This is a genomic window from Enterobacter cloacae complex sp. P24RS, from assembly GCF_014982165.1.
GTDB classification, from domain to species: Bacteria; Pseudomonadota; Gammaproteobacteria; order Enterobacterales; family Enterobacteriaceae; genus Enterobacter; species Enterobacter quasihormaechei.
Window position 1 is genome coordinate 77,202 of sequence record NZ_JADCKU010000018.1, and the last position, 26,249, is coordinate 103,450.

The following is a 26,249-nucleotide window of genomic DNA, read 5'->3' on the forward strand; positions in this document are numbered from 1 at the left end:
AGCCCGGTATCGCTACCGGGCTTGATGGCATGGCTAACCAAATATTAATCCAGCCATTCGGTGTGGAACACACCTTCTTTATCGGTACGCTTATAGGTATGCGCACCAAAGTAGTCACGCTGTGCCTGAATCAGGTTTGCTGGCAGTACGGCAGCACGATAGCTGTCGTAATACGCCACCGCAGCGGAGAAGGTTGGAACCGGGATACCGTTCTGCACGGCGTAGGCAACGACATCACGCAGCGCCTGCTGATAGTCGTCTGCAATCTGCTTGAAGTAAGGCGCCAGCAGAAGGTTGGCGATACCCGCATTTTCAGCATAGGCATCGGTGATTTTTTGCAGGAACTGAGCGCGAATGATGCAGCCGGCACGGAAAATCTTCGCAATCTCGCCATAGTTCAGATCCCAGTTGTTCTCATCTGACGCTGCGCGCAGCTGAGAGAAGCCCTGCGCGTAAGAGACGATTTTACCCAGGTACAGTGCACGACGGACTTTTTCAACGAATTCAGCTTTGTCACCGGCTGGTTTAGCCTGCGGGCCGGACAGCACTTTGGATGCCGCAACGCGCTGCTCTTTCAGAGAAGAGATATAACGCGCGAAAACGGATTCAGTGATCAGGGACAGCGGCTCGCCGAGATCCAGAGAGCTCTGGCTGGTCCATTTACCGGTACCTTTGTTTGCCGCTTCATCCAGAATCACATCAACTAGATATTTACCTTCTTCATCTTTCTTGGTGAAGATATCTTTGGTGATGTCGATCAGGTAGCTGTTCAGCTCGCCTTTGTTCCACTCGGTGAAGGTCTCTGCGAGTTCCTCGTTGGAGAGATTCAGGCCACCTTTCAGCAGGGAGTATGCCTCAGCAATCAGCTGCATATCACCGTATTCGATGCCGTTGTGAACCATCTTCACATAGTGACCAGCACCGTCAGGACCGATATAGGTCACGCACGGCTCGCCATCTTCAGCAACTGCTGCGATTTTGGTCAGGATTGGCGCGACCAGTTCGTACGCTTCTTTCTGTCCACCAGGCATAATGGATGGACCTTTCAGGGCGCCCTCTTCACCGCCGGATACGCCGGTGCCAATAAAGTTAAAGCCTTCAGCAGACAGTTCACGGTTACGACGGATGGTGTCGTGGAAGAAGGTATTACCGCCATCAATGATGATGTCGCCTTTATCCAGATACGGTTTCAGGGAGTCGATGGCTGCATCGGTACCTGCGCCCGCTTTCACCATTAACAGGATACGACGAGGTGTTTCCAGAGACTCAACGAACTCTTTAACCGTGTAGAAAGGAACCAGTTTCTTGTCTGGATTCTCAGCAATGACTTCTTCGGTCTTATCACGGGAGCGGTTGAAAACGGAGACGGTATAACCACGGCTTTCGATGTTGAGCGCCAGGTTGCGCCCCATCACTGCCATACCGACAACGCCGATCTGTTGCTTGGACATTACATACTCCTGTCAGGTGTGGTCGCCGCGAATGATAGCGGCTTGGGAATCACTTCTCATAACTCTAAACAATACTAAAGTCGTTATCAAATAATTTCAAAAAGCATTAACTATTTTTTATGATCAAAAGTTACCTGCAAATTTTATTAAATGACTATAGCGAACGAGCACTATCACGCGTTATTTATATGGTCAATAAACTCATCATTCTTAAAAAATCGCACTAGCTCAAATTTCTTTGGCTGGAAAGAACTTGCATTAATGATTAGATTTTCGAGATCGTCGATATCCCAACAAATCATTGCAAACTCCTTTTCACCCATATACTTAGCAATATCAGATTGATGCTTATCTAAACGATCTAAATTTGGGGCAATGATGATTTTCTTCTCGTGATCTAATAGAGAAAATATTGATCCAGCGCCTGCATGACTGATTACAAGATCATATTTAGAATATTCATTTTCAATAGATTGAATAAATTCAACTTCCTTGTAATTTTTCGTTTCCGGGTTTGACAGGCCATTCGCCTTTTGACACATAAAAAAATGGTTGGCCATATGTGGAAGCGCTGAAATTGATGCAATTTGCTTGATAAGTTTATCAAACCGAGTGGTGCCTACGGTCACTAAAATTTTCATAGCACTCCGGAAAATTTGGCTTTTTTATACTGTTTTAAAAGCGTCTTATGCTGCACATAAAACTCATCCGCAATTAAAGACATGATTCTACCAGTGAAGGACTTCGTTTCGAATCTGGACCATGTTTCGAGATGAATTATTTTTGCGCCGACGATATATTTAAAATAAAAAGCGGGAATAAGAGCTACACCGGGTCCAGTTGAAACGACCACTTTTATTCGATGAGTTTTGTGGATCTGTAGACAGACCTTGATCTGATGTAACTGATTGAAGCGAAGCACACTAGTAAATGTTGAGTATTTATTTCTAAATTCACGAGTGACATAATGTTTATCAGACCACTCTTCCTTAATTTTATAATCTGAGAGACTGATTTTATTTTTATTTATATCTCCACCAATTCTTTTCATCAATCTGTTCATCTGGGATCGGTGTCCTCCCTCGCCGTAAATGAATAAAGCGCTATCCTCTTTGTTCATGTTAAACTGCTTCTCCATTCTTAAAAGCCGTCCTGATCAGGGTTCTAAAATAAGCGTATCTGATTAAATATAAAACCATCAGGAATAAAGACATTACTGGGATAAGATATATCACCGAAATAGTAATGAAGTATTGCCATACTAAAAACAATGACAAAACCACAATAAATACAAAAAAGTTAAATATCAGTGAGATTTTTTCTTTGCCAAGGAATAAGATTATATTTGACTGAACTAATGATAGTTGCGAAGAGAGAGTAAAAAGCATTACAGGCACGACGATTGCCATTATTTCATTAAAGGTAACGTAGGAAAGCGACATTTTAACATAATAGATTAATGGCAGAATGCTACCAAAGCATACAAGCGCTGATATGATAATAACTTTTTTATTGATCGCGCGATAAACTTTTTCTTCTTTGGACTTAGCACACTCTACCAACTCTCGATAAAAGTAGTTCATGTATGCACGTGAGAAGACAGATATAATCCCAATTATGCTAATAGTGAGCCCCAGAACCGACATTGATTCATCGGGAAGTATCTCTCGCGAAAAGTAAGGTAAAAGAAAAACGATCCCTGTAGAAATGAGCCCCACGAAGCCAACATTTAGGGAGAACTTCCAATCCAGTCTATTAAAAGCCTTGCTATCAGATACGGTTATCCACGCTCGCTTAACATATACATGGTAAATAATTTGATTAATGATTGTCGCGATAAAGTAAGCCAGGAAGAAAATATCAAGAGGTTTTAAAGAGACAAGATGTAGTTTGCACAGCAGCATACCTACCGCGAAAAGAATCAACGCAAGCGAATCATAAATTAAGCCGGGCAGTGCTTTTTTCTAATAAATAAAATAATACCGAAAGATTTGGTTGATAGCCAGGCATGCAAGAGAGCCGGCGAATATTAAAGTATCAATTGAATTTAAGTCTAGCGTTGGAGTCGCCAACGCTAAGGTAATAATCGAGGCTGCTGCAATACTAAGGAGTAAAACGTAATTAAAGTATTTCATGCTCACTTCAGAGCCGTCTTTAATAAGCGTTGTACCAAGGCCCTGGCCGAGGAAAATCACTGCAACAGTTAAAAATGAATAATAAACAGCAAAGAGCGCAATGTCTTTTTGGACAAACACAAGAGTCAATAAGAAGAAGATCACAACCCTTGCTGCTCCAGAAGATACAGTATATCCAAGCCAAATCAATTTATTAATTATAGACATTTAAACGCCTCAAGCAGCTTTGTTTGCGCTATTTCATTCGTATAGCTGTTCAAGACCGTTTGCTGAGCCTGATGAGACATCGCTTGAAGCGTTTGTGATGACATATTGAGCATCTGCTCAATTTTATTTTTATAGTGTCCATCCTCATAAACAATAAAACCGTTTTGGTTATTATCGACAAACTCGTTGAAAGAGGGGATATTACTTAAAAGTGGAATCATCCCCGTAGCCATCGCCTCTAAAGGAACCAGTCCGAGGCTTTCACTTTCTGAAGGATAGATTAGCACATCATGTTCCTGAAAAATTTCAGCCAAGCGAACGTGCCCTACGGCAGGAGAAAATTGAATATTTGGTAAATGAGCTGCACTTTTAACTAACGAACTCAGTTCTGGACCATCACCAACAATAGTTAAATGAATTTTACTTTTATCGTGGTCGGACAGGTTTTCAATTGCCTGTATTGCCAGATCCACACGTTTACTCTTGATGAGTCGTCCAGCAAAAAGCAGTTTAAGCGGAACACCGAATTCACGGTTTTTGAACGTAAAGAGTTGGGTATTAACGCCGCCAGAGGGGCTTATTGCACATTTAAGTTCATCGAGTTGATACTCTTTTTTGGTAAAGTCCAGATAAGACTTTGAGGGAAACACTATTTTTACTGCGTTTTTCAACGCGTTGGACACAATAGCCTTTTTTATACGAAAGAACATGCCGCTGGTTCCGTTAAGCCGCTTAACGTCACCACCGTGTACGTGCACCACAATTTTTTTTCTTCTTACGCAATTTCCAATTTTTACCGGCAGATAGCAATGAGACGCATAGTGTAAATAAAGACAATCACTTTTGGTCAAAAGAACTTTAGCCAAAATGGAGATATAAAAAACAAGGTAGTTATAAATTTTAGTAACTTTGCTTTTAGAAATTTTATTAAGAACACACAATTCAATTTCATGTCCATTATTACGCAACGAATCAGCTGCGTTTTTAACGAACCCGCCCAGATGTGGCGTATCCGGACCTGGATACATATTACTTATGAGCAAAATTTTCATTCGAAGGCATTTTCAATAAACACCCACCTATCGTGCTAATCGCTTTAATGATCATTACGCATAAAAAGAATTTAAATGAGATATACATAAACACTTCTAAACCGTCACGCACCCAAAAGAAGCAGTAGCCAATGCAGGTTATAAAGGTAATCTTTATCGTAATCATCCTGGTTTTTTTGGTTACTGCGTCAATGAGTTTTAATGTACTTCCTGTAATAAGTCCCCAAAGCCAAAACCAAGTTGTGCCAAACATAATGATAAAGCTACCTACAATCGTTGGTGATATGGTCAACTGCGTATCCATATTTAGGATATAGGTTGTATAAAAATAGCCGTTATTCAAAAAGTTAATCGGTTTTGACTCCCATAAAAAACGAGGAACAATAATCGCAAACTCATTGAAGAAGGTAGAAAAGTACTGAATATTCCCTGTTTTATCAATATATTCAATAATATCTTTTATTGCATAAATCGGAGAGAAAGAATCCAGGGCGAATGAAATCATGACCGATGAACCAGACAGGATCATACTAATGACGTCATCAAGACTGGACCCATAACGTAAAGCACCTAATACAATTAACGCTACACAGCAACATGCTGATAGTATTGCTATTTCATTTATACGAAGTACTTTTCTCTCATAGGCAAAATAAGTTATAGCAAGAACCGCCGCGCCCATTACATTTCTTGAGCCGCCTATAACATAATAGTAAACAGAACCACAGAAAATAGCCAATGCGGTTGCCAATATAAAGCGTAGCTTAGTTGGTTTACGAAGAAAGAATACAATTGAGGAAGGCACAAATGCGTACATTAGAATAATCGAAAGGCCGCCACCAGAATTTTGTTCAAGACGAGCTTCGTAACCACCGCCAAATGCCACACCATTATTTTTTACATAGATCATCAAAGCAAAAATATATAAAATCAGACCGCAAACGACAAATATTCTTGAGTTAATACTTCTGAACCATAAGTTAGATAAATCATCTGAATGATTATACCGTGAGGACACTTTTATTGGTGTTATAAAATACGACAAATGGATTGCGAATAAGCTTAAGAATGAGAACCAGAATACCTGAGTATATTCCTCCTCTAGCGGAATACCCTGTATCCAGACAGATAGATAATATACAAAATTCACCACAAAGTAGAAAATAGTAAAAACGCGAATATATACGCCTTTTATAAAGTATATGGTGCAAATAATATATAAAAGAGGAAGTAAAAAATACAGAGATGCCATCAATCTGCCTTTAGGTAAAATATTAGCATTACTAATAAAGGGAATGAGCCACAGCGCTCAACATGGTCGGGCCACGCTACCGCCCTTGGCTCCTAAGCTACCAACATGCTTATATTCTATAACAAATTTTTGAACGCCGAATACGCAGTTCCGGTTCCTAAAATATGCGGATAATTGTCTGACGTATCTCGTTTAGAAACAAGCAAAAAGTTATAGACGATCGTACTAAAACGCCCTTGCCTGTGTCAGAAACATTAAAAGGCGGTAGCGTTCTATCCATTGTGAACGCTTACCACCTTAGATTGATACTATGCGGGTGTATACCGAAGGTTTAGTGCTCTTTAAGCAGCTTCTCAATCCGGCTTCTGAACTTCGCCCCTTCCTTCAGGTTACGCAGACCGTAGTTCACAAACGCCTGCATATACCCCATTTTCTTACCGCAGTCATAGCTGTCACCGGTCATCAGCATGGCATCAACGGATTGCTTTTTCCCCAGCTCAGCAATCGCATCGGTCAGCTGGATACGGTCCCAGGCACCCGGCTCGGTTTTTTCCAGCTCAGCCCAGATATCCGCATTCAGCACATAACGGCCTACCGCCATCAGGTCGGAGTCCAGGGTCTGCGGCTGATCGGGTTTTTCGATAAACTCAACGATACGGCTCACCTGCCCTTCCGTCTCCAGCGGCTCTTTAGTCTGGATGACAGAGTACTCAGAGAGATCGCCCTTCATACGTTTCGCCAGCACCTGACTGCGGCCCGTTTCGTTGAAGCGTGCCACCATTGCCGCCAGGTTGTAACGCAGCGGATCGGCAGAGGCGGTATCAATGATGATATCCGGCAGAACCACGATGAACGGGTTGTCACCCACGACCGGGCGCGCGCACAGGATGGAGTGTCCCAGGCCCAGCGGCTGTGCCTGACGCACGTTCATGATGGTCACGCCAGGAGGGCAGATAGACTGAACTTCTGCCAGAAGCTGACGCTTAACGCGCTGCTCAAGCAGCGCTTCGAGTTCATAAGAGGTGTCGAAGTGGTTCTCTACCGCATTCTTTGAAGAGTGCGTTACCAGAACGATTTCTTTGATCCCCGCAGCAACAATCTCGTCGACGATGTACTGAATCATCGGCTTGTCAACGATCGGCAGCATCTCTTTAGGAATGGCCTTTGTGGCTGGCAACATGTGCATGCCCAGACCCGCTACCGGTATGACTGCTTTCAAATTAATCATTATTTCTTCCACCTTAAAATGGTTGACGAATTATAGCTTTTAAACCTGTTTTCGCCAGCATGTTTTGCCGTAAATATGACGTAATCCTAGGTCACCCCACCACAAATTACAGTAGTTGTAATCTGAATAGATCGCGATTCTGTTCCAGGAATAGTCGCAAAATAGCCTGTGTGATTACCTGTGCGGCAGCGCAAAATTCAACCGTTCCGTATTCACCACGTGTTGATCGACCCGATCAATATCCACCGAGCTCTGCCCCTTTTCATTAACCGCTTTTATGTTCGCGAGCGACAGCAGCGTCTCGTTTTTAGCCATAAACTTCCCGCGCACGTCTTTGCGCAGGTCGAAGTTCATCTTCAGGGCGGGCCCCGTCGTAGACTCCTGCATCACATTGATATTGCGCAAGAAAAGGTGCTGCGGTTTGTTGTGCAGCTCCAGCGTGGCCCGCTGCATCTCAACGTTGGTAATGGCGACAAACGACGTGGCATTGCCTGAAGAAATCTGAATTCCGCGCAGCTTATAGGCAAGCTGTCGGTTATCCAGATGAATATCGTTAAGCTTGAAGTTTTGCGGTATCGACAGATAATCGCCCTTAATCACGCCATACCCGATTAACATTCCGGCGCTGTTTACCATATCGACATTATCAATAACGAAATTATCACAGCCATAAATAGCTACCGTCGCGTTATCAATTCCGGCCTTTTTACTGAAGTCCGGGGTGATATTGCTGGCCTTGATATTACGGATCACAAAGTGTTTACCGTTTTCGACATGGACCAGCTGCCGACAGTTGCTGCCGGTGATATTTGCCACAACGAAGTTTTTAACGGTCTGCTTTTCCGGATAGTCGTTATCATAGGTGCTGCCGGCAAGCCCGATGCCTATGCCCCAGTTGATCTTGCCGTTGGTGCAGTTGATGTTATCGATGACGTGGTCAGAGATCAGGATGTTGCGGTCGTTAATCGCCACGTTCCACTCTATCGCGTCACCCTGCAAATGGCTGAACTTACAGTTGGTAATGCGCGCACCGTCCACCTGATTATGGAATCCCTGGCGCAGAATGGCGTAGTTGGCCTGGCTCACGGTGAGGCGATCGATAAGCAGGTTACGCATCACTCGCGGCTTTTTACCGCCAATGTAGATCTGGGTGACGGGGCCGAAGCCGCTCATCGCCAGCCCTTTAATGACGCAGTCGGAGCCACGCACGTCCAGCGTGATGTTATGCGTGCGCCCTTCTCCTTCCCCAATGACCTTGCAGCCTTCCTGAAGCACAAACCGTCCGCGTCCGTTGCCCTTCAGCGCGCCGCGGATCAGCAGGGTTTTGCCATCAGGAATAAAAATGCCGGTATTGATGTTTTCACAGGTTAACCCGGCGGGAACAACAACGGTATCGCCCTCGGTAAAGGCCTGCTTAAAGGCGGCGATCCAGTCGTTATTGTTGTAGCGATCGACAGAAACCGTCTTCCCGGTCGCCGCCCGCGCAGCGCGGGGCGACAACAGCGGCATGGCGGCCAGGACGGATAATGAAGAGACAAATCGGCGTCGGGTAATCTTTTTCAGCATACAACCTCAGCGTTACAGCGTTTGCAGCAGGCTCGCTAACTGGCGATTAATCACCTGCTGATTGAATTCTGCTTCAACTTTTTGCCGCGCATTTTGCAGCACGGGGATCAGCGTCTGCCGATCGATGTCACTGAACGCGGCCAGACGGTCCGCCAGCGCCAGCGCGTTGTTTTCGGGGACCAGCCAGCCGGAATGTTCAGAGGTGATCAGCTCCGGGATCCCGCTGTGCAGCGTCGAAACCACCGGAATGCCGACCGCCATCGCCTCCATCAGCGCCACGGGAATGCCTTCCATATCGCCGTCGGCGCCCGTCACGGAGGGCAGCAGAAACACATCGGCGTCATCGAGCATAGCCTTCACTTCATGGCTCGGCTTAAAGCCGGGCATCTCGACCACGTCTTCCAGCTGATACTGCTCAATCAGCGTGCGCAGACGACGCTCCCACGGTCCGATACCCAGGATGCGGTAGTGGAAGTCCACGCCGCGCGCCTTCAGCTGGCGACAGGCCTCGATGGCCACGTGCAGCCCTTTCTTTTCGGTCAGACGGGCCACAGAGATAATTTGCAGCGGCTTGCCCGGCACCTTGACTGGTCGCTGGGTGAAGCGTTCCATATCCACGCCCATGCGTGAAACGGTGATTTTGTGGCTCGGGCAGCCCATGGTTTTCAGGCGTCCGGCCCACAGATCGCTTATCGGCAGCATCATGTCGCCACGGCGAAACAGCTGCTGATATTCCGGCGTGTAGTGGTTCAGCACTTCCCGGCTGGAAATGTCGATACCGTGGAAAATGGTGGCGATTTTGCCCTCAATCACCCCCAGCTCGCGCAGTTTCGCGGCGGTTACGCCTGCCGGTCCGAAGTGGGCGATAAAGACGTCGGCGCGATACGGCTGGGCCGTTTGCCCGCAAATGGCGGAGAGGATCAGGTTACGGGCCTCCGCCCCGTAGCGCGACATATTCAGCGCCCGCCAGGTCGATGCGCGATGCAGGCCGCGCAGCGTCTGGCCGGCGCGATGGCGCAGTTTGTTCATCCGTCCGGCGGGTTCGTCCTGCAACCAGCGGGTTTTCGCCTCCAGCCCATACTGGGTATACGCCGCATGGGTGTTCTGCGTATCGCCCTTTTGCAGGGCGATAATCTCCACGTCATATCCCATATCGATAAACGCGGTGATTTGGTTCAGCACGAAAGTTTCAGACGACAGCGGGAATTTCAGTAAGAAGAAACCAACCTTCATTTCCCCTCCCGGACGCGGTCGAGGACGGATTTCACCATCCCAATGCCCTTTTCGCGTTCGGCTTTCACCGCCACCGCCAGACGCTCGTTGATCGCAGGCAGCTGGCCGAGCGTGTCGCCCACCATTGCACCCAGCGATCCGTCCAGCAGATGACGAATATCGACGGCCATTTCCGGCATACCGAGCTGCTGCATAATGCCCGCGGACTTGTGCTCGTAGTTGATGGCGATGGCCGGCGTGCCGAAGTTCATCGAGATAATCGCCGAGTGCAGACGCGTGCCCACGGTCAGGTCGCAGGCGGAGAGCAGCTTGCCCATCTCCAGGTCGTTCAGCTCGTCCATTACCACGTGGTAGCGGGACGGATCGTTCACCAGGTTGCGCAGGTTCAGCGCCACCATGCGGTCATCCTTGTTGTAGCTGTCGATACCGGTACAGGTTGAGAGCGCCAGCACCTGGTAACCGCTGTCCAGCACGCGGTTGACTACGTCGGCAAAGGCTTTTTCGTACGCCGCCTGGGTCGTGCCGAGGCGTTTATCAAACGGGGCGAGTTCACGCAGGGTAATGGCGACGGTTTTCTGCTGTGCCGCCACGTCCAGCCAGTGCTGTACCGCGTAGCTGGCCTGGAAGCTGTCATTCTGATGATCAACCAGCCAGGCGGTGTCTACGCCGTGCTCCACTTTGGTGGTGTCGATTTCGCTGCGCTTCATCATGTCGAGGCTGACCGATTCACGCAGGATCAGCGCGTCGCAGTGGCCGAAGACATAGTTCGCCAGCTGGTTAAACTGCGGATCCTGGAATGGCCCGACGCTGTGGCCGATCATAAACAGCGGCTTTTTCGCCATAAAGGTGCAAAGCGCATGCTCAAACTGCGGCACGCCGTACAGGTCAACGAAGAACGAGCCGCCCACCTGAATAATGGCGTCATAGCCAGACAGCAGACGCACGAAATCGGTAAAGCCCTGCGCGATGGCAATGTTGCGCAGCTTGCCGGTATCGGTGACGCGGGAAAGCAGCACCTGATGCTGGTAGCGACGACGCAGCACTTTCTTCACGCGCCCCATCACGCCCGCAGCGTTGTTGTGCTGTTTCATCTGGCTGTAGAGCGGGTCGCCCATCACCGGGCGGTTGAGTAACCAGGATGAGCTGACCGGATAACGGCTCATCACATCCACTTCTGTCTCAGGCTTAAGGGTGTTAATTGCATCCAGTAAACCGCGCAGGATGGCGCTGTCGCCACGGTTGCCGCAGGTATGGTTGCCAAGAATAAGTAATTTCATAATGGCCTCGTAAAATTAGCCTGCGCGAAGCAGCGTTTTCATTTTTTCGTTACGGCAAAACTGGCGCTTCATCTCGACCACCAGCGCATTGCGGGACAGCACAATCATCACGCCGAACGCCAGCGCGCCGGCCGCCACCTGCACCGCCAGCAGCGCCGCCAGCGACAGATGCCCGTTGAGCACCACGCCCAGACCGTAGCTCACCGCAAGCGTCGGTAATGAGAGATAAAACGGCAGCCACAGGCTGAGAATGTACTGACGGTAGCTGGAGCCCAGCACCGGTTTGATCATCACGAAGTAGCTCAGCACTGTATTGACGATCTGCACCAGCAGGAAGCCGAGCGTCACGCCAATGGCGCCCGCCGTGTGACCGCCCACAATAATTGCCGGAATAAACAGGAAGGTTTTAAACACGTTGAACTTGAAGCTGATATCCACGCGCGCCTTCGCCATCAGCAGAGAACCAATCGGGTTCCCCACCGAGCGCAGCAGCCCCACAACGCACAGCAGTTGCAGGATCGGGATGATGCTGTTCCACTTCTCGCCAAACACCAGCGGCACGAAATTGCTGGAGACCACCATCAGCCCCAGCAGCACCGGGAAGTTGATGATCCCCACCACGGAGAGCAGCTTGTAAAAGTTTACGCGCAGCTTCTCGGTATCGTCCTGAATCTTGGCGAACGCCGGGAACAGCACGCGGGTAATGATAGGGTTGAGCTTCATCGGCGGGACAACCGCGACGTTGTACGCCAGGTTATAGCCGCCCGCGACGCTTGCGCCCAGAATGCGCGCCAGCACCAGCGTGGAGAGGTTAGTATTCACGTAGTTGATGATGCTGTCTGCCGTCAGCCATGCGCCAAAGCGCAGGTTGGACGAAACAGACGCCAGCGAGAAGTGCAGCCCCGGGCGATAGATCTTGCGGCCAAAGAAGCCAAACAGCAGCGTGCGCACGGCAGAGTTAACGAGGTAGCCAAGAATGGCGGTCATCGCCAGCGGCCAGAAATGGGCGCTAACCACGGTGAAGGTAAAGCCCGCCAGCACGGCGCTGGTCTCGATCATGCCAATCTTGTTGAACTCCAGCTCTTTTTGCATCAGCGCGCGGAACTGCTGCCCGTGCGGGATCACCACAAAAGCAAACGACAGGGTGCGCATCAGCGGCGCAAGGTCCGGGTTATGCAGCACATTGGCAATCACGTCGCTCAGGAGAAAGACCAGCACAAAGACGAAGATGCCCAGCCCAACGTTCAGCCAGTAGAGCGTGGTCAGCTCAAGATGGCTAATCTCTTTACGCTGGATAATGGAGTTGGCGATACCGAAGTCAGACAGCGTATCGGCCAGCGCGATAATCACCAGCGAGACGGTCAGCAGGCCAAACTGGTGGTTATCGATAATGCGCGCCAGCACCGTCATCTGCACCAGCCCGAGGCCGATGATGACGATGGTGGCCATGGCTGACCATTTCGCGCCGCTGATGGTTTTTTCTCGTAAGCTCATCTTAGTACGCCGCTTTGTTCACGAAGCCTTTGAAAATGGTCAGAAAAACAATCTTGATATCGAACCAGAGGCTCCACTCGCGGATGTACTCCAGGTCGAACTCGATGCGTTTTTCCATTTTTTCCAGCGTGTCGGTCTCGCCGCGCCAGCCGTTGATCTGCGCCCAGCCGGTAATGCCTGGCTTCACCTTATGGCGCAGCATGTAGCCTTCAATCAGGGTACGGTACTGCTCGTTATGGGCAACGGCGTGAGGACGTGGCCCGACGATGGACATCCCCCCGGTGAACACGTTGATGAACTGCGGCAGCTCATCCAGCGAGGTACGGCGCAGGAAGTTGCCCACGCGGGTGACGCGCGGATCGTTCTGCGTCGCCTGGGTCACCACCTTGTCGTTCTCCATCACCTTCATGGAGCGGAACTTCCACACCATGATCGGCTTACCGTCCATGCCGTAGCGGGTCTGACGGAAGATGATCGGCCCCGGCGAGCTGATCTTCACCGCCAGCGCAATGCAGCACAGCACAGGGGAGATCAGCAGCAGGATCAGGGACGACAGAACAATGTCTTCCACGCGCTTCAGCACGCGGTTGATCCCCGACAGCGGCGTGTCGTACAGCGGAACAACCGGCACCCCGTTTACCTCTTCAATACGGGAGTGAAGAATGTTGAAGGTGAACACGTCCGGGATGAGGATCACCGAGCAGGTGGTATCCGCCAGCTCGCGCATCAGCTTCTTGATGCGGGATTCATCCTTCATCTGCATGGCGATGTAGACGTTATGAATTTTGCCGGCTTTGGCGTCGTCAATAAGCTGTTCGTAGTTGCCCGCCCAGTCGGACGGCACGCCACCGGGCTTCGCGTCGTGATAAATCCCGACCACTTCAAAACCTAACCACGGCTCTTTGCGGAAGCTGTCGAGCAGCACCTGCCCGACCGGCAGATCCCCCGCCACGGCAACGAAGCGGCGGTTATAGCCGCGGTTGCGCAACCAGCCTGCGCCGAAGCGGATCAGCGAGCGGCAAACCACCATGCCAACGCTGGTCAACAGATACCAGCAGAGATAGGTCACAAGGCGGTTATCAAAATCATGGCTGAACGCCACCAGGCCTGCGCTGAAAATCAGGCTTAAGGTCCAGTTCTGGAGCAGCAGCATCAGTTCGGTGGTCATTTTGACCCCGCGCCATGAACGATAAAAATCGGTCATGCCGCCAATCATCTGAAACACCACCAGCGCGATCAACGCCATCAGCAAATGCATGTAGAAGAACGACTGCCCGCTGACCCAACACACCGCCCACAGTCCGCCGACCATGATGGTGATATCAGAAAAACGCTGCACCATTGAGATTAACGATGCATTCGTTCTCGCTCGTTCGCGCTTTTTTAGATTTGTCATCGTTGTTCCTTTAGTTCTAAACCTTTCCCCTCACCCTACCCCTCTCCCCAGAGGGGAGAGGGAACTTAAACACCCTCTCCCCTTTGGGGAGAGGGCTGGGGTGAGGGGCAGTTTTTACTGATTCAACAGCGCCAGAATGTCCTTCGTTCGCGCTTCCATCAGCGCGGTATCGGCCCGGGACTCCACGTTCAGGCGCACCACCGGCTCGGTGTTGGACGAACGCAGGTTAAAGCGCCACTGCGGGAACGCCATGCTGATACCGTCGGTACGGTCAATCTCCAGCGCGTGAAGGGCAAAGTGGTGTTCAACGCGGGCAATCGCCTCGGCGGGCTGTGCCAGCTTGCTGTTGATCTCGCCGCTGGCCGGGAATGCCGCCATGCGGTCGCGCACCAGCTCACCCAGGCTCTGCCCTTTCAGGCACAGCAGTTCGGTCACCAGCAGCCACGGGATCATCCCGCTGTCACAGTAGGCAAAATCACGGAAATAGTGGTGCGCGCTCATCTCGCCGCCGTAGATGGCGTCTTCCTCGCGCATGCGCTCTTTGATAAACGCGTGACCGGTTTTGGACATCACCGGCTCGCCGCCCGCGGCCTTCACCACGTCGACGGTGTTCCAGGAAAGACGCGGATCGTGAATGATCTTCGCGCCCGGGTTTTTCTCAAGGAACGCTTCCGCAAGCAGGCCAACGATGTAGTAGCCTTCGATAAACTGACCTTTTTCGTCGAACAGGAAGCAGCGGTCGAAGTCGCCGTCAAAGGCGATACCCATATCGGCACCGTGCTCGATCACCGCGTTGCGGGTGTCGTCGCGGCACTCCGGCAGCAGCGGGTTAGGAATACCGTTCGGGAAGTTGCCGTCAGGCGTGTTGTGCACTTTGACGAACGTTACCGGCACGTTCAGCGCCTTGAAGCGGGCTTCAAGTGCATCGACAACCGGGCCTGCCGCGCCGTTGCCGGAGTTGATCACCAGCTTCAGCGGCTTGAGGTTTGCCACGTTGATGTAGCCCAGCAGGTGGTCGATGTACTCTTTTTGCAGGTTGATCTGCTTATAGCTGCCGCGTCTGGCTTCATTCACCGGCGGGAAGTCGTTGGCCTCGGCCAGGCGCTGCACGTCGCGCAGGCCGGTGTCGCCGCTGATAGGACGCGCGCCCTTGCGCACCAGCTTCATGCCGTTGTAGTCCATCGGGTTATGGCTGGCCGTCACTTCGATACCGCCGTCCACGCCGAGGTGGAAGGTGGCAAAATAGATCTCTTCGGTACCGGAAAGGCCGATATCCAGCACGTCGACGCCCGCGTCCTGTAGCCCTTTCGCCAGCGCCAGCTTCAGGGATTCGCTTGTCAGACGCACGTCGCCGCCCAGCACGATAGTTTGTGGCTTCAGGTATTCGCCGTACGCGCGGCCAATGCGCCACGCAATGTCTTCATTCAGCTCTTCGCCCAGCTTGCCGCGAATGTCGTAGGCTTTAAAACAGGTTAATTTTTCCATGATGACCCCTTTTTCAGGCAACAGTTGGCCCTGACCAATTAATGGCCAAATTTATTTTTGTCATTCGTAGGCCCGGTAAGCGCAGCGCCACCGGGCATGTTGCGGAGTGCTACACGCGCCCGTAGCGATCCTGGAAGCGGATAATGTCGTCCTCCTCCAGATAGGAGCCGGAGCGCACCTCAATTAAGTCGAGCGGAATTTTCCCCGGGTTTTCCAGGCAGTGCGTTGCCCCCAGCGGAATATAAATGGACTCGTTTTCGCCGAGCAGCTTCACTTCACCGTCGATGGTCACTTTGGCGGTACCCGCCACCACGACCCAGTGTTCGGCGCGATGATGGTGCATCTGCACCGACAGCCCCTCACCCGGCTTCACGGTAATGCGCTTCACCTGGTAACGTTCGCCCGCGTCGATGGAGTCATATTTCCCCCACGGACGGTAGACTTCCCGATGGATATGGTGCTCGTGACGGCCGTCGGCCTTGATCTGCTCCACCACTTTTTTCACGTCCTGCACGGCGTTACGGTCGGCAATCAGCACCGCGTCTTTGGTCTGCACCACGACCAGATCTTTCACCCCGACCGTGGTGACGAGGCCAGACTCGGCGTAAACGTAGCTGTTTTCTGTTTTGTGGCTGATGACATCACCGTGATGGACGTTACCCTCCGGGGTGTGTGCGCTGATCTCCCACAGTGATGACCAGGAGCCGACGTCGCTCCAGCCCGCATCCATCGGCACCACTACCGCATCTGCCGTGCGTTCCATCACCGCATAGTCGATGGACTCTTCCGGACAGGCGAGGAAGGCGTCTTCATCCACGCGGATAAAATCGAGATCCGGATCCACCACCGCCATCGCTTTTTCGCAGGCGCTTAAGATATCCGGACGGTATTTCTCCAGTTCTTCCAGGTAGCGACCGGCACGGAACAGGAACATGCCGCTGTTCCAGTAGTATTCACCGCTGGCCACGTACGCCTGCGCGGTTTCCAGATTAGGCTTCTCGACAAATTGCGCCACGTCAAAGGCCACGCTGTCGCCCTCGCCCGGCGTTACGCTGCCGCGGCGAATGTAGCCATAGCCGGTTTCCGGCAGGTCCGGCACGATGCCGAAGGTCACCAGCTTGCCGTCTTCTGCATAAGGAATGGCCGCCCGAACCGCGTCGCGGAAGGCGTCTTCCTGCTGGATGACGTGATCAGCCGCCAGCACCAGCATCAGCGGATCGCAGTCCGGGCTGCTGCGTTTCGCCGCCAGCGCCGCAAGGGCGATAGCGGGCGCGGTGTTACGACCGGCAGGCTCCAGAATGATATTTTCGGTCAGTTTGTTCAGCTGGCGCAGCTGCTCGGCAACGATAAAGCGGTGCTGTTCGTTGCAGATCACCACCGGGCTTTCGCACTCCACGCCGTGCAGACGGTTAACCGTCGTTTGCAGCATGGTGAGGTCGCCCTTCAGGCACAGAAATTGTTTTGGATAAAGCACGCGGGACAGTGGCCACAACCGGCTCCCGGATCCACCCGCCATTACGACCGGATACAAAGTGGTTTGACTCATGATTTATCCCCGTATATCTGCAATAAATTGGCTCAGCACGTTCTCTTTCTCGAGCGTGCGTTCGGCATATTCACGTGCCACCGTGTTCTCTTTTGGCATGGCGAGTGCCTGCTCAATTCCGGTTACCAGCGCAGGGACCGATTCCGGCTCCACGCAAACGGCAATGCCCGGGTAGCTGTTGCACAGCTGGCCTAATTCTGTTCCGGCTTCTGCCGTAATCACCGCGTTTCCGCCCACTGCCAGAATATTGGTCAGCTTGGACGGCAGCACCGCATCCGCCGCACCGCGTTTTTGCACTACCAGATGGCAATCCGCCATTTTCAGCAGCGCGGGCAGCGCGTCATAAGACTGAAGCGGGAAGAAGCGGATGTTGGTCAGTCCGCGCTCGCTGGCCATTTTCTCCAGCCGCGCCTTACCGCCGCCCTGCCCGACAATCACAAACATCCACGGGTGTTCGCTCAGCTGAAGCGCGGCGTCAATCACGCTCTCCAGCCCCTGTTTTTCACCGATGTTGCCTGAGTAAAGAATAATTTTTTGTTCCGCAGGCAAGCCGAGCTGCGCGCGCAGCGCCTGCGCATCGTGTTCTGTTACATCGCGGAAGCGCGCCACTTCGGACCAGTTCGGGAAGAAGATCACCTTTTCCGCCGGGACGCCCTTCTCCTGCGCCTTGTTCATCATCGAGCGCGAGATGGTCGAAACATAATCCACGTTGTGCAGGCCGCTGCGCTCAAAGGCGCTGGCGAGCTTCGCCACCTTGCCGCCCTTGCCTTTCCCGGCCATACCCAGACCGAGCATGGCGTCCACTTCATAATCCTGAATGTGCAGCAGGGTGCGCGCGCCGGAGAGTTTTCCCAGCAGGCGCATGCCCGGCGTGCAGAACAGCGTCGGCACCACGCCGATGATGCGATCCGGCTTCCAGCGACGCTGCGCCATCAGCGGGAAGAAACTGCTCAGGGCAAAGCTGCCCAGATGAATTAAACGTTTCAGCGTCGAGGGCTGTTTCGGCACGTAGAGCGGGCAGCGCCAGACGGTCGCAGCCCCCTCTTCGCGGCGATAGCGCCAGCTGGAATAGCGTTCGCCTACCTTCCACTCCGGGTAGTACGGCGGGGCGGTAATCACCCGCACGTCATGTCCCTGGCTCGCCATCCACTCGACCATCTCGCCGGTGTATTTCCCGATACCGGTTAATTCCGGCGAGTAGTTAATTCCGTAGACGAGGATTTTCATAGGCCTGGCACCTCGGCCTGACGTTCCGCGAGGAAGTACGCCCGACTGTTGTCATGGACGTTGTCGCTTGCCAGCAGCGCCTCCGGCGTTAACCAGCGGTAATCGTCATGCTGAGAATCAGGCAGACGCAGGTCTGCCTCACTCACCTTCAGGCGGAACCCCAGCACGATGTAGTGCGTGGTAAAGCCGGTGCCTGAAAAGTTGTCGTCATAGAAGTGCTGCCAGACCCCGTAAAACTGGCCCGCTGCCATCGGCAGTTGCAGGCCCAGTTCCGCCAGAGTGAGACGCTCGAAGGCATTTGCCAGCGTCTCATCCTTCTGCACGCGCCCGCCGGGCACGAACCAGAAGCCCTGTGCAGGACGATTGGTTCGTTTCCCCAGCAAGAACTCGCCGCGTTCGTTCTCCACGATCAAATCAATTGAGATGAGCGGAGTGGAACGCACCACCGTGGCAAAATCTTCCTGACTTAAAAACATCATTACCCCCGGAAGCGGTGCTGGTTTTCCAGGAACCACTGGTAGGTGCTGGCCAGCCCCTGCTCCAGTGAGACCTCGTGATACCAGCCCAGCTGATGCAGACGGGTCACGTCCAGCAGCTTGCGCGGCGTGCCGTCCGGTTTGGTCGCGTCAAACACCACGCGGCCCTTGTAGCCCACCACCTGCGCGATGGTCTGCGCCAGCTCGCGAATGGTGCAGTCCACGCCGGTCCCGACGTTAATGTGCGACAGCATCGGCTCGGTGTTTTCCTGCCACACCTCGCGATCCAGCTCCATCACGTGAATACTGGCAGCCGCCATGTCGTCCACGTGCAGGAATTCGCGCATTGGCGTCCCGCTGCCCCACACCACCACGTCAGGGGCGTTTTCGGCAGTCGCCTCGTGGAAGCGACGCAGCAGCGCCGGGATCACGTGGGAATTGCTCGGGTGGAAGTTATCGTGCGGTCCGTACAGGTTGGTCGGCATCACCGAGCGATAGTCGCGGTTATACTGACGGTTGTAGGATTCACACAGCTTGATCCCGGCAATTTTGGCAATCGCATACGGCTCGTTAGTGGCTTCCAGCGTGCCCTGCAACAGTTCGCTTTCGGCAATCGGCTGCTTCGCCATCTTCGGGTAGATACAGGATGAACCGAGGAACAGCAGCTTGTTCACGTTGTGCAGATGCGCCGCGTGAATGATGTTGCTCTCAATCATCATGTTCTCGTAGATGAAATCCGCCGGGTAGGTGTTGTTAGCGACAATGCCGCCCACCTTCGCCGCCGCCAGATACACCTGGTCGATACGTTCGCTGGCGAAGAATTCCTCCACCGCTTTGCTGTCAAGCAGGTTCAGCTCGTCACGCGTGCGAACAATCACCTCGACGTCGCCGCGCTGTTCCAGCTGGCGAACAATCGCGGAACCCACCATTCCGCGATGACCGGCGACAAAAATACGTTGTTTTGACATTCTCAGGACTCCAGCGCGATGGCAACCTCGTAGCCATGAGACTTGAGCAGGGAGTGTTTTTTCGCTGCTTCAAGATCTTTGGCCACCATCTCGGATACCATTTCTTGCAGGGTGGTTTCTGGTTTCCAGCCCAGCTTCTCGTGCGCTTTGGTTGGGTCGCCCAGCAGGGTTTCCACTTCAGCAGGACGGAAGTAGCGCGGATCAACCTGGACAATCACATCGCCTGGCTTCACGCCCGGTGCGTCGTGGCCGGTCACGGAAACAACGATGCCCTTCTCTTCCACGCCGGTGCCTTCGAAGCGCAGCTTGATGCCCAGCTGTGCCGCAGCCATCTCAACGAACTGACGAACGGAGTACTGCACACCGGTCGCAATCACGAAGTCTTCTGGCTGCTCCTGCTGCAACATCATCCACTGCATTTTCACGTAGTCTTTTGCATGGCCCCAGTCACGCAGGGAATCCATGTTGCCGAGGTGCAGGCAAGACTCCAGGCCCTGAGCGATGTTGGCGATCGCACGGGTGATTTTGCGGGTCACGAAGGTTTCGCCGCGACGCGGAGATTCATGGTTAAACAGAATGCCGTTACAGGCGTACATGCCGTAGGATTCACGGTAGTTCACGGTGATCCAGTAAGCGTACAGTTTCGCCACAGCGTACGGGGAACGCGGGTAGAACGGCGTGGTCTCTTTCTGCGGGATTTCCTGCACCAGGCCGTACAGCTCGGAAGTGGATGCCTGGTAGAAGCGGGTTTTCTTCTCAAGACCGAGGAAGCGAATCGCTTCCAGCAGACGCAGCGTACCCATCGCATCCACGTCGGCGGTGTATTCCGGGGACTCGAAAGAAACCGCAACGTGGCTCATCGCCCCCAGGTTGTACACTTCATCCGGCTGTACTTCTTGCAGGATGCGGGTCAGGTTGGAGGTATCGGTCAGGTCGCCGTAATGCAGATGGAATTTCGGGTTTGCCGCATGCGGATCCTGGTAAATGTGATCGACACGCTCGGTGTTGAATGAAGAGGCACGACGCTTAATACCGTGAACTTCATACCCTTTTTCCAGCAGCAATTCTGCCAGGTAAGAACCATCTTGTCCGGTAACGCCGGTGATGAGAGCGACTTTAGACATGTTTATATTCCTCTGTACTTATCAAAGTTTTTCAGTTTCAACGCGTTCGCGTATCACCACTGCGGGGTTGCCACGGCAAACTTTATTTGCCGGTAGCGATTTAAAAACGCTGCTGCGGGCACCGACTACCGTGCCATCGCCAACAGAAACACCGGGTGCAACAAAGACATCCGTTGCCAGCCAGCATTTTTCACCGATTACAATAGGCGTAGCGGTAATATCAAAATGCGGGCTCATAAAATCGTGGCTGCCGGTGCACAAATAACACTTCTGTGACACCACCGAATTTGCGCCAATCGTAATCTCGCCAAGGGTATATAACACTGCGTCATCCCCTACCCAGGCGTAATCCCCAAGCGTTAATTTCCAGGGATAGGTAATTTTCACCGAAGGACGAATGACTACGTTTTTTCCTATTTTTGCGCCAAACAGGCGCAGTAAAAATGCGCGCCAGCGGTACATTATCTGCGGCGACCAGGCAAATAACGTTGCCTGTACGGCCCACCACAGCTGAACTTTAATACCGCTCCCGCCCCGAAAACCTTTCGGCACGGAGAATCCATTTAATTCCTGCATTACGTTTCCTTATATCTCAGGCTTTGTTATATAAGGCTTTCGCTTTACCCGTCGTTTTCAGACGTAAGAAATAAGATAATTCCGCCCAGAACCCCGGCACGCGTAATATTTTACGCTGCACGTTTTTGGCATCCTGACACAATTCCAGATTATTTGAAGTTGACACGCCGCCCATTGAAAATTCAGATACCAGTCCTTTAATTCGACGGAACGGGTAGCCGGATTTGTACAGGCTGGCGGCCAGGGCATAATCTGATGACACTTTATAGCGCAAATCGTAAGGCTGTTTTTTCAGGCCGCTCATCGGGAAGAAAATAGCCTGATGGCTGGCCGGCAGGCTGTGGTAGATATACCAGCCTGGCTTCGCGCCGCGCAGCACTTTTTTCCCTTCACCGAAATCAAGCAGCGCATCGCCGATAAACATCGCATCTTCTTTCTGGCGCGCCAGCTGGCGGGCAAACAGCGCCACATCCTCATGGAACACGTCGCCGGAATTAAGGAAAATGGCGTAGCGCCCCTGCGCCATGCTGATGCCTTTATTCATCGCATCGTAAATGCCTTTATCTTTCTCGCTGATGTAACGTAAGTTGAACTCGCCGTTGAGTTTTTCCAGGAACTCCGCCGTGCCGTCGTTCGAGCCGCCATCGACCACGATCCACTCAAACGTGAGGCTCGGATCGCGCGCCAGGTTGCGCAGCGAGCGCCAGGTTTTTACCACCCCTTCGTAGTTACGAAAGGCGACAGTAATGACGCTAAGAAACATAAATCACCTCATTTCGTCATACGCGCGTAATATTGAGCGCTTTGCGCAAAATAAACGGACAGACAATTAAGAAAGCATATTCCGGGCTAAATATTGACCCGGTAAAAAACAGCGACACCGGTGTGAACAGATAAAGTTGCACGCGAAAGTTCTGGTTATCACCAAACGCGTTAATCATCATTTTGAAAACTTTAAACAGATACCACAGTGTCAATAGTACGGCGAACCAGGAAAAATAAATAATTAACAGATACAGACCATTGTCTATGGTTTTTCCGACGTCCGCACCGTTAAAGATTCCGAATGATGCAACATATTCGTAAAGTGAGCCGAATCTTACTACGCCATCAATATGGGTTAAGGAATAACCCACCATCACCAGTGGACCCACAATGCGATAATAGGACGACGAACCTTCCGTTCCCAAATCACCCAGACGTTCTGAAATGTACGGAAACGCGAATATGACGCCCACTAAAAATACCGTCAGAGAGATTATCGCCAGCGGCAGTTTTTTCTTAATCGCCTCTTTGTTCAGGTACTGGAACGCCCATTCAAGCAGGTAAAACAGGATAAACGTCATTACCCCTGAGAACGACCCAGACAGAACGATTCCTGCAAGAATCATAGCATCGGTCTTGGGGGTTTTGATACCGAACTGTTTGATGCTGAGCCAAATTGAGATTAATGCCAGAGCAAAAAACGCCGGTTCAAAATAGAGCGCGGTAGTACGCTTGCCACCAAACTTAATGAAGTTCAGTACATAGCTGTTACTGTATATAAGATATTTCGAAATTATTTCCATCAGGCTACTGCCGCCCGTGAGAATAATTTGCGCCATCTCCATTGCCGCAAGCATAACAATCAGCCCAACGGCAATATAAAAGAACCTGAGGATTTTCCGATAATTGTGCGGAGAAATAGTTTTAAAGCGAATACTCCATACCATGCCAATAATGATAACGATATAAACAAACAGCATGGTGGAGGTGACATATTTGCTGGCATCCAGCGACTGACCAAAGATGTAGTTAAATGCCGTCAGGCCAAACCCGATCCCCAGCGCAATCATCAGCTTTTTGAGGTTAAGCTTGTCAACGTACAGCAGCAGCAGAACCGGCAGGAAGGTGACGATGGTGATCGGGAAGCTTTCACCGAGCTGGGCAATCTTAACGTTGACCAGCAGGTAGATCAGCGGCAGCAGCAGATAACTACAGATTCTGATAGAACGAGACATACTCCTCCAGCATCTGTTGTCCGCTGTATGCTTTGCGGCTGCGGTTGCGGAACGATTCCAGGTCCGTGCCAAAAACGGCCTGCGCAATATCGGCCTTCGACAGCTGCACCAGCGGCAGCACCTCCTGCTCGGCGAACGTTTTACCGCCCGATTTCTCCAGCACTTCCCGCGCCGCGTCGCTGTGGGTGGCAATCACCGGCACGCCAATGGAGAGCGCTTCGCACAGGATCAGCGGGTAGTTGTCCACGCGGGAGCTGAAGACCAGCGCGTCCATGCCGTTGAGGGCGCTCATCAGCTTGCGCTTGTCGGTTTCAAACCCGTGATTCACCACGTTAGCGCCTTCGAACGGCGAGAATTTGCCAAAGGTATGCAGTTCAATTTTGTCGCCGAGCGCCATCATGTCGCGCACCAGCTGCTGGTTGGTTTTGCCGTCGTAGCGCAGGTCATGGGCGACGACCGCAATTTTCGGCTTGCCGGCGGTAACGGCCACGGGCGTCAGTTCGGCCAGGATCTCTTCCGTCGCCACATCAATACCGTTGTTGATGATCTTGCAGCGCCCTGCCCCATAAAGGCTGTTAAAAGCATCCGCCACGTGCTGGCTTGGAGAGATAAACGTGCAGCCGAGCGAAAGCATATCGCGGAACAGCTGACGCTTGCCCTCAACCAGCTGATGCGCGCGATCCACCTTCACCGGCGGGTAGTTGCTGAGCGTGGGGCATTTCTGGCAGGCGTTTTTCCAGCCTTCGCATCCGTCGGTGAACGCGCAGCGTCCGGTCACGCTCCAGTGGTCGTGCAGCGTCCAGACGAACCGGGTATCCGGCTTGTGCGCCTTCACCTTGCCGCAAAACGCCACCACCTCATCCAGATTCAGCCAGTAGCTGTGCAGCACGTGGAAGTGCAGCACAACCGGGCCGCTGGTGCGGGTGACGGTGCGGTAAAGATTATTCAGGTTGCCAAACAGATCGCGGTTAAACAGGCGGAACAGCGCAATATTGGCGATGGAGGTCAGACGCGGCGTCTGCTTCAGCACCTGCGGATAGTTATCATGGCTGACGCTTTTCTTACCGCCCTTGCCGTAACCGTAAACGAAGCGCGACTGGAGTCCTTTTTGCAGCGCGCGCTGGTGCAGATCCAGCGCTACGCCTGCCGCCCCGCCCTCTGCGAGGCGCACGTTAAATTGCAGAATGTTCATTTAATCACCTTCACGCGGGCTTTTTCACCCACCACCAGCGCGTTGTCCGGAATGCTGTCCAGCACCACGCTGCCTGCGCCAATCGTTACGTTATTGCCTACGCTAATATCGCCAATTATCACCACGTTCGCCCCCAGCTCGACGTTATTGCCGATGACCGGGCAGGCCAGGCTGTCCGGCCCGCGGTTGCCGATCGTCACCCCGTGGCGAATGGTGAAATCATCACCCGCGACCACGAACTTGTTGATGACGACCGCATAGCCGTGATGAATGGTAAAGCGGCGACCAATGGTGGCAGCGGCCTGAATTTCATAGCCAAAAAAGCATTCGGTGATGATGCGATACAGCACCAGCACCGGCGCGGCCCAGATATTGTTCAGTACGTTTTTCTTGCGCCACACCGAGCAAAAGTGCGCAATACGGTAGGCCAGAACCATGCAGCACGGACGCAGGCTCCAGCTGTTTGCGCGGCAATCTTCCAGAAACATTATTTCCCCCGAAGCCCGTCAGCCAGACGCTTGCCGTTACGCACCGACAGCAGCGTCAGCAGCGTGCGCCAGTTCATGCGCTTATTGCGGATCTGATAGAGGGTAAAGAGCTGATACTTCCGGCTGGCACGGTCAAACTTGTCCTTGTGCTTGCGGTAAAAATGGAAGTAGCCCGAGAATTTTTTCGGTGACGAGGTGATCTGCATCTCCCCGTGGTTGATGTGCAGGATCTGCGTGGCCTCTTCCACCTTCCACGGCTCGCCGTACTCCACCACCATGCGCAGGAAGATGTCGTAATCCTGCGCGGCCTTCAGCTCGGTATCGAACAGGCACTCCTTAAAGCGCCAGGCCCAGGTAAACACCTGATTGCCGATAATGTTGCGCTTGTAGAACAGGCGGCGGGAATAGGGTGATTTCGGATACAGCGGCAGGCTGGCAGGCTGCGAATATACCTCGCCCTGACAGACGTAGTCGTTGGCATAGAGAAACGCGTGAGTCACCAGCTGCGCCTTGTGCGACAGGAAAATAGACAGGCGGTTTGGCGTCCATTCGTCATCGTCGTCGATACCGGTCAGATACTGCCCTTTCGCCTGCATAATCGCCTGATTGCGCACCGCGCACGCCCCGGAGTTGATGGCGTTGTGCGTGTAAACCACGCGCGGATCGTTAAGGTCTTCAACAAATTTTTGCAGCTGTTCGTAAGAGGAGGAACAGTCATCCACGATAATCAGTTCCCAGTTATCGTAATCCTGACGCAGGACCGATTTAATCGCGCGGATCGCCAGCTGCTGACGATTCCATGTCGGCATATAGATAGAAATCAAAGGGCGTTGTGTGCTCATGTATTCCTCCTGCCCCCACCCCTCACCCCGGTCC

The 26,249-nt window shown here is 52.4% G+C and carries 24 protein-coding genes; all 24 read right to left on the reverse strand.

What is annotated here, in order from left to right; all coding sequences use genetic code 11:
- Positions 1–44 precede the first annotated feature (44 nt).
- Positions 45–1,451 carry an NADP-dependent phosphogluconate dehydrogenase gene (gndA, locus tag INF58_RS17765; RefSeq protein ID WP_063868360.1) on the reverse strand — a complete coding sequence of 469 codons (1,407 nt, stop codon included), beginning with the start codon at positions 1,449–1,451 and terminating at the stop codon, positions 45–47.
- Between the two features lie 173 nt (positions 1,452–1,624).
- Positions 1,625–2,092 (reverse strand): PssE/Cps14G family polysaccharide biosynthesis glycosyltransferase, encoded by a 468-nt coding sequence (pssE, locus tag INF58_RS17770; protein WP_193528207.1) that lies wholly within the window; start codon positions 2,090–2,092, stop codon positions 1,625–1,627.
- Positions 2,089–2,589, reverse strand: a complete 501-nt coding sequence (gene pssD, locus INF58_RS17775; RefSeq protein WP_193528208.1) for a PssD/Cps14F family polysaccharide biosynthesis glycosyltransferase — start codon at positions 2,587–2,589, stop codon at positions 2,089–2,091. The genes pssE and pssD overlap by 4 nt, the downstream gene beginning before the upstream one ends.
- Positions 2,590–3,415: 826 nt before the next feature.
- Positions 3,416–3,793 carry a hypothetical protein gene (locus tag INF58_RS21000; RefSeq protein WP_227415121.1) on the reverse strand — a complete coding sequence of 126 codons (378 nt, stop codon included), beginning with the start codon at positions 3,791–3,793 and terminating at the stop codon, positions 3,416–3,418.
- A complete protein-coding gene (locus tag INF58_RS17785) occupies positions 3,784–4,845 on the reverse strand; it encodes a glycosyltransferase family 4 protein (RefSeq protein ID WP_226848101.1) in 1,062 nt (353 codons plus the stop codon). Before INF58_RS17785 ends, INF58_RS21000 begins: the two co-directional genes overlap by 10 nt.
- On the reverse strand, positions 4,823–6,097 hold the full coding sequence (locus INF58_RS17790; RefSeq protein ID WP_193528209.1) for a WzyE family oligosaccharide polymerase: 1,275 nt from the start codon (positions 6,095–6,097) through the stop codon (positions 4,823–4,825). Before INF58_RS17790 ends, INF58_RS17785 begins: the two co-directional genes overlap by 23 nt.
- Positions 6,098–6,428: 331 nt before the next feature.
- On the reverse strand, positions 6,429–7,325 hold the full coding sequence (gene galF, locus INF58_RS17795; protein WP_048244533.1) for a GalU regulator GalF: 897 nt from the start codon (positions 7,323–7,325) through the stop codon (positions 6,429–6,431).
- Between the two features lie 174 nt (positions 7,326–7,499).
- A complete protein-coding gene (wcaM, locus tag INF58_RS17800; RefSeq protein WP_193528210.1) occupies positions 7,500–8,891 on the reverse strand; it encodes a colanic acid biosynthesis protein WcaM in 1,392 nt (463 codons plus the stop codon).
- A 12-nt stretch (positions 8,892–8,903) separates the two neighbouring features.
- Positions 8,904–10,124 carry a colanic acid biosynthesis glycosyltransferase WcaL gene (gene wcaL / locus INF58_RS17805; protein ID WP_193528211.1) on the reverse strand — a complete coding sequence of 407 codons (1,221 nt, stop codon included), beginning with the start codon at positions 10,122–10,124 and terminating at the stop codon, positions 8,904–8,906.
- On the reverse strand, positions 10,121–11,401 hold the full coding sequence (gene wcaK / locus INF58_RS17810; RefSeq protein WP_193528212.1) for a colanic acid biosynthesis pyruvyl transferase WcaK: 1,281 nt from the start codon (positions 11,399–11,401) through the stop codon (positions 10,121–10,123). The genes wcaL and wcaK overlap by 4 nt, the downstream gene beginning before the upstream one ends.
- Positions 11,402–11,416: 15 nt before the next feature.
- Complete coding sequence (gene wzxC / locus INF58_RS17815; RefSeq protein WP_193528213.1) at positions 11,417–12,895, reverse strand: colanic acid undecaprenyl disphosphate flippase WzxC; 1,479 nt, start codon at positions 12,893–12,895, stop codon at positions 11,417–11,419.
- 1 nt (position 12,896) lies between these two features.
- A complete protein-coding gene (wcaJ, locus tag INF58_RS17820; protein ID WP_063866523.1) occupies positions 12,897–14,291 on the reverse strand; it encodes an undecaprenyl-phosphate glucose phosphotransferase in 1,395 nt (464 codons plus the stop codon).
- Positions 14,292–14,405: 114 nt separating this feature from the next.
- Positions 14,406–15,776, reverse strand: coding sequence for a colanic acid biosynthesis phosphomannomutase CpsG (gene cpsG, locus INF58_RS17825; RefSeq protein ID WP_063866524.1), 1,371 nt, complete (start codon positions 15,774–15,776; stop codon positions 14,406–14,408).
- Positions 15,777–15,885: 109 nt separating this feature from the next.
- Positions 15,886–17,322, reverse strand: coding sequence for a mannose-1-phosphate guanyltransferase (gene cpsB / locus INF58_RS17830; RefSeq protein ID WP_063450248.1), 1,437 nt, complete (start codon positions 17,320–17,322; stop codon positions 15,886–15,888).
- Between the two features lie 3 nt (positions 17,323–17,325).
- Complete coding sequence (wcaI, locus tag INF58_RS17835) at positions 17,326–18,549, reverse strand: colanic acid biosynthesis fucosyltransferase WcaI (protein ID WP_063450249.1); 1,224 nt, start codon at positions 18,547–18,549, stop codon at positions 17,326–17,328.
- A complete protein-coding gene (locus tag INF58_RS17840; RefSeq protein ID WP_074177722.1) occupies positions 18,546–19,025 on the reverse strand; it encodes a GDP-mannose mannosyl hydrolase in 480 nt (159 codons plus the stop codon). Before INF58_RS17840 ends, wcaI begins: the two co-directional genes overlap by 4 nt.
- A 2-nt stretch (positions 19,026–19,027) precedes the next feature.
- On the reverse strand, positions 19,028–19,993 hold the full coding sequence (locus INF58_RS17845; RefSeq protein ID WP_193528214.1) for a GDP-L-fucose synthase: 966 nt from the start codon (positions 19,991–19,993) through the stop codon (positions 19,028–19,030).
- A 2-nt stretch (positions 19,994–19,995) separates the two neighbouring features.
- Entirely contained in the window at positions 19,996–21,117 is a 1,122-nt protein-coding gene (gene gmd / locus INF58_RS17850; RefSeq protein WP_003863514.1) for a GDP-mannose 4,6-dehydratase, read from the reverse strand.
- Between the two features lie 21 nt (positions 21,118–21,138).
- Positions 21,139–21,693: a colanic acid biosynthesis acetyltransferase WcaF gene (gene wcaF, locus INF58_RS17855; protein ID WP_193528215.1), complete on the reverse strand. Its 555-nt coding sequence runs from the start codon at positions 21,691–21,693 to the stop codon at positions 21,139–21,141.
- A gap of 16 nt (positions 21,694–21,709) precedes the next feature.
- Positions 21,710–22,456, reverse strand: coding sequence for a colanic acid biosynthesis glycosyltransferase WcaE (gene wcaE / locus INF58_RS17860; protein WP_063450254.1), 747 nt, complete (start codon positions 22,454–22,456; stop codon positions 21,710–21,712).
- 16 nt (positions 22,457–22,472) lie between these two features.
- Positions 22,473–23,693, reverse strand: coding sequence for a colanic acid polymerase WcaD (wcaD, locus tag INF58_RS17865; protein ID WP_063450255.1), 1,221 nt, complete (start codon positions 23,691–23,693; stop codon positions 22,473–22,475).
- Complete coding sequence (wcaC, locus tag INF58_RS17870; RefSeq protein WP_063450256.1) at positions 23,668–24,885, reverse strand: colanic acid biosynthesis glycosyltransferase WcaC; 1,218 nt, start codon at positions 24,883–24,885, stop codon at positions 23,668–23,670. The genes wcaD and wcaC overlap by 26 nt, the downstream gene beginning before the upstream one ends.
- Entirely contained in the window at positions 24,882–25,373 is a 492-nt protein-coding gene (gene wcaB, locus INF58_RS17875; RefSeq protein WP_193528216.1) for a colanic acid biosynthesis acetyltransferase WcaB, read from the reverse strand. Before wcaB ends, wcaC begins: the two co-directional genes overlap by 4 nt.
- Positions 25,373–26,215, reverse strand: coding sequence for a colanic acid biosynthesis glycosyltransferase WcaA (gene wcaA, locus INF58_RS17880; protein ID WP_006811246.1), 843 nt, complete (start codon positions 26,213–26,215; stop codon positions 25,373–25,375). Before wcaA ends, wcaB begins: the two co-directional genes overlap by 1 nt.
- Positions 26,216–26,249: the final 34 nt, after the last annotated feature.

Bases quoted from the DNA above. Each gene is read 5' to 3' on its own strand.
- gndA (WP_063868360.1), bottom strand. From the start codon at position 1,451: ATGTCCAAGCAACAGATCGGCGTTGTCGGTATGGCAGTGATGGGGCGC.
- pssE (WP_193528207.1), bottom strand. From the start codon at position 2,092: ATGAAAATTTTAGTGACCGTAGGCACCACTCGGTTTGATAAACTTATC.
- pssD (WP_193528208.1), bottom strand. From the start codon at position 2,589: ATGGAGAAGCAGTTTAACATGAACAAAGAGGATAGCGCTTTATTCATT.
- INF58_RS21000 (WP_227415121.1), bottom strand. From the start codon at position 3,793: ATGTCTATAATTAATAAATTGATTTGGCTTGGATATACTGTATCTTCT.
- INF58_RS17785 (WP_226848101.1), bottom strand. From the start codon at position 4,845: ATGAAAATTTTGCTCATAAGTAATATGTATCCAGGTCCGGATACGCCA.
- INF58_RS17790 (WP_193528209.1), bottom strand. From the start codon at position 6,097: ATGGCATCTCTGTATTTTTTACTTCCTCTTTTATATATTATTTGCACC.
- galF (WP_048244533.1), bottom strand. From the start codon at position 7,325: ATGATTAATTTGAAAGCAGTCATACCGGTAGCGGGTCTGGGCATGCAC.
- wcaM (WP_193528210.1), bottom strand. From the start codon at position 8,891: ATGCTGAAAAAGATTACCCGACGCCGATTTGTCTCTTCATTATCCGTC.
- wcaL (WP_193528211.1), bottom strand. From the start codon at position 10,124: ATGAAGGTTGGTTTCTTCTTACTGAAATTCCCGCTGTCGTCTGAAACT.
- wcaK (WP_193528212.1), bottom strand. From the start codon at position 11,401: ATGAAATTACTTATTCTTGGCAACCATACCTGCGGCAACCGTGGCGAC.
- wzxC (WP_193528213.1), bottom strand. From the start codon at position 12,895: ATGAGCTTACGAGAAAAAACCATCAGCGGCGCGAAATGGTCAGCCATG.
- wcaJ (WP_063866523.1), bottom strand. From the start codon at position 14,291: ATGACAAATCTAAAAAAGCGCGAACGAGCGAGAACGAATGCATCGTTA.
- cpsG (WP_063866524.1), bottom strand. From the start codon at position 15,776: ATGGAAAAATTAACCTGTTTTAAAGCCTACGACATTCGCGGCAAGCTG.
- cpsB (WP_063450248.1), bottom strand. From the start codon at position 17,322: ATGAGTCAAACCACTTTGTATCCGGTCGTAATGGCGGGTGGATCCGGG.
- wcaI (WP_063450249.1), bottom strand. From the start codon at position 18,549: ATGAAAATCCTCGTCTACGGAATTAACTACTCGCCGGAATTAACCGGT.
- INF58_RS17840 (WP_074177722.1), bottom strand. From the start codon at position 19,025: ATGTTTTTAAGTCAGGAAGATTTTGCCACGGTGGTGCGTTCCACTCCG.
- INF58_RS17845 (WP_193528214.1), bottom strand. From the start codon at position 19,993: ATGTCAAAACAACGTATTTTTGTCGCCGGTCATCGCGGAATGGTGGGT.
- gmd (WP_003863514.1), bottom strand. From the start codon at position 21,117: ATGTCTAAAGTCGCTCTCATCACCGGCGTTACCGGACAAGATGGTTCT.
- wcaF (WP_193528215.1), bottom strand. From the start codon at position 21,693: ATGCAGGAATTAAATGGATTCTCCGTGCCGAAAGGTTTTCGGGGCGGG.
- wcaE (WP_063450254.1), bottom strand. From the start codon at position 22,456: ATGTTTCTTAGCGTCATTACTGTCGCCTTTCGTAACTACGAAGGGGTG.
- wcaD (WP_063450255.1), bottom strand. From the start codon at position 23,693: ATGTCTCGTTCTATCAGAATCTGTAGTTATCTGCTGCTGCCGCTGATC.
- wcaC (WP_063450256.1), bottom strand. From the start codon at position 24,885: ATGAACATTCTGCAATTTAACGTGCGCCTCGCAGAGGGCGGGGCGGCA.
- wcaB (WP_193528216.1), bottom strand. From the start codon at position 25,373: ATGTTTCTGGAAGATTGCCGCGCAAACAGCTGGAGCCTGCGTCCGTGC.
- wcaA (WP_006811246.1), bottom strand. From the start codon at position 26,215: ATGAGCACACAACGCCCTTTGATTTCTATCTATATGCCGACATGGAAT.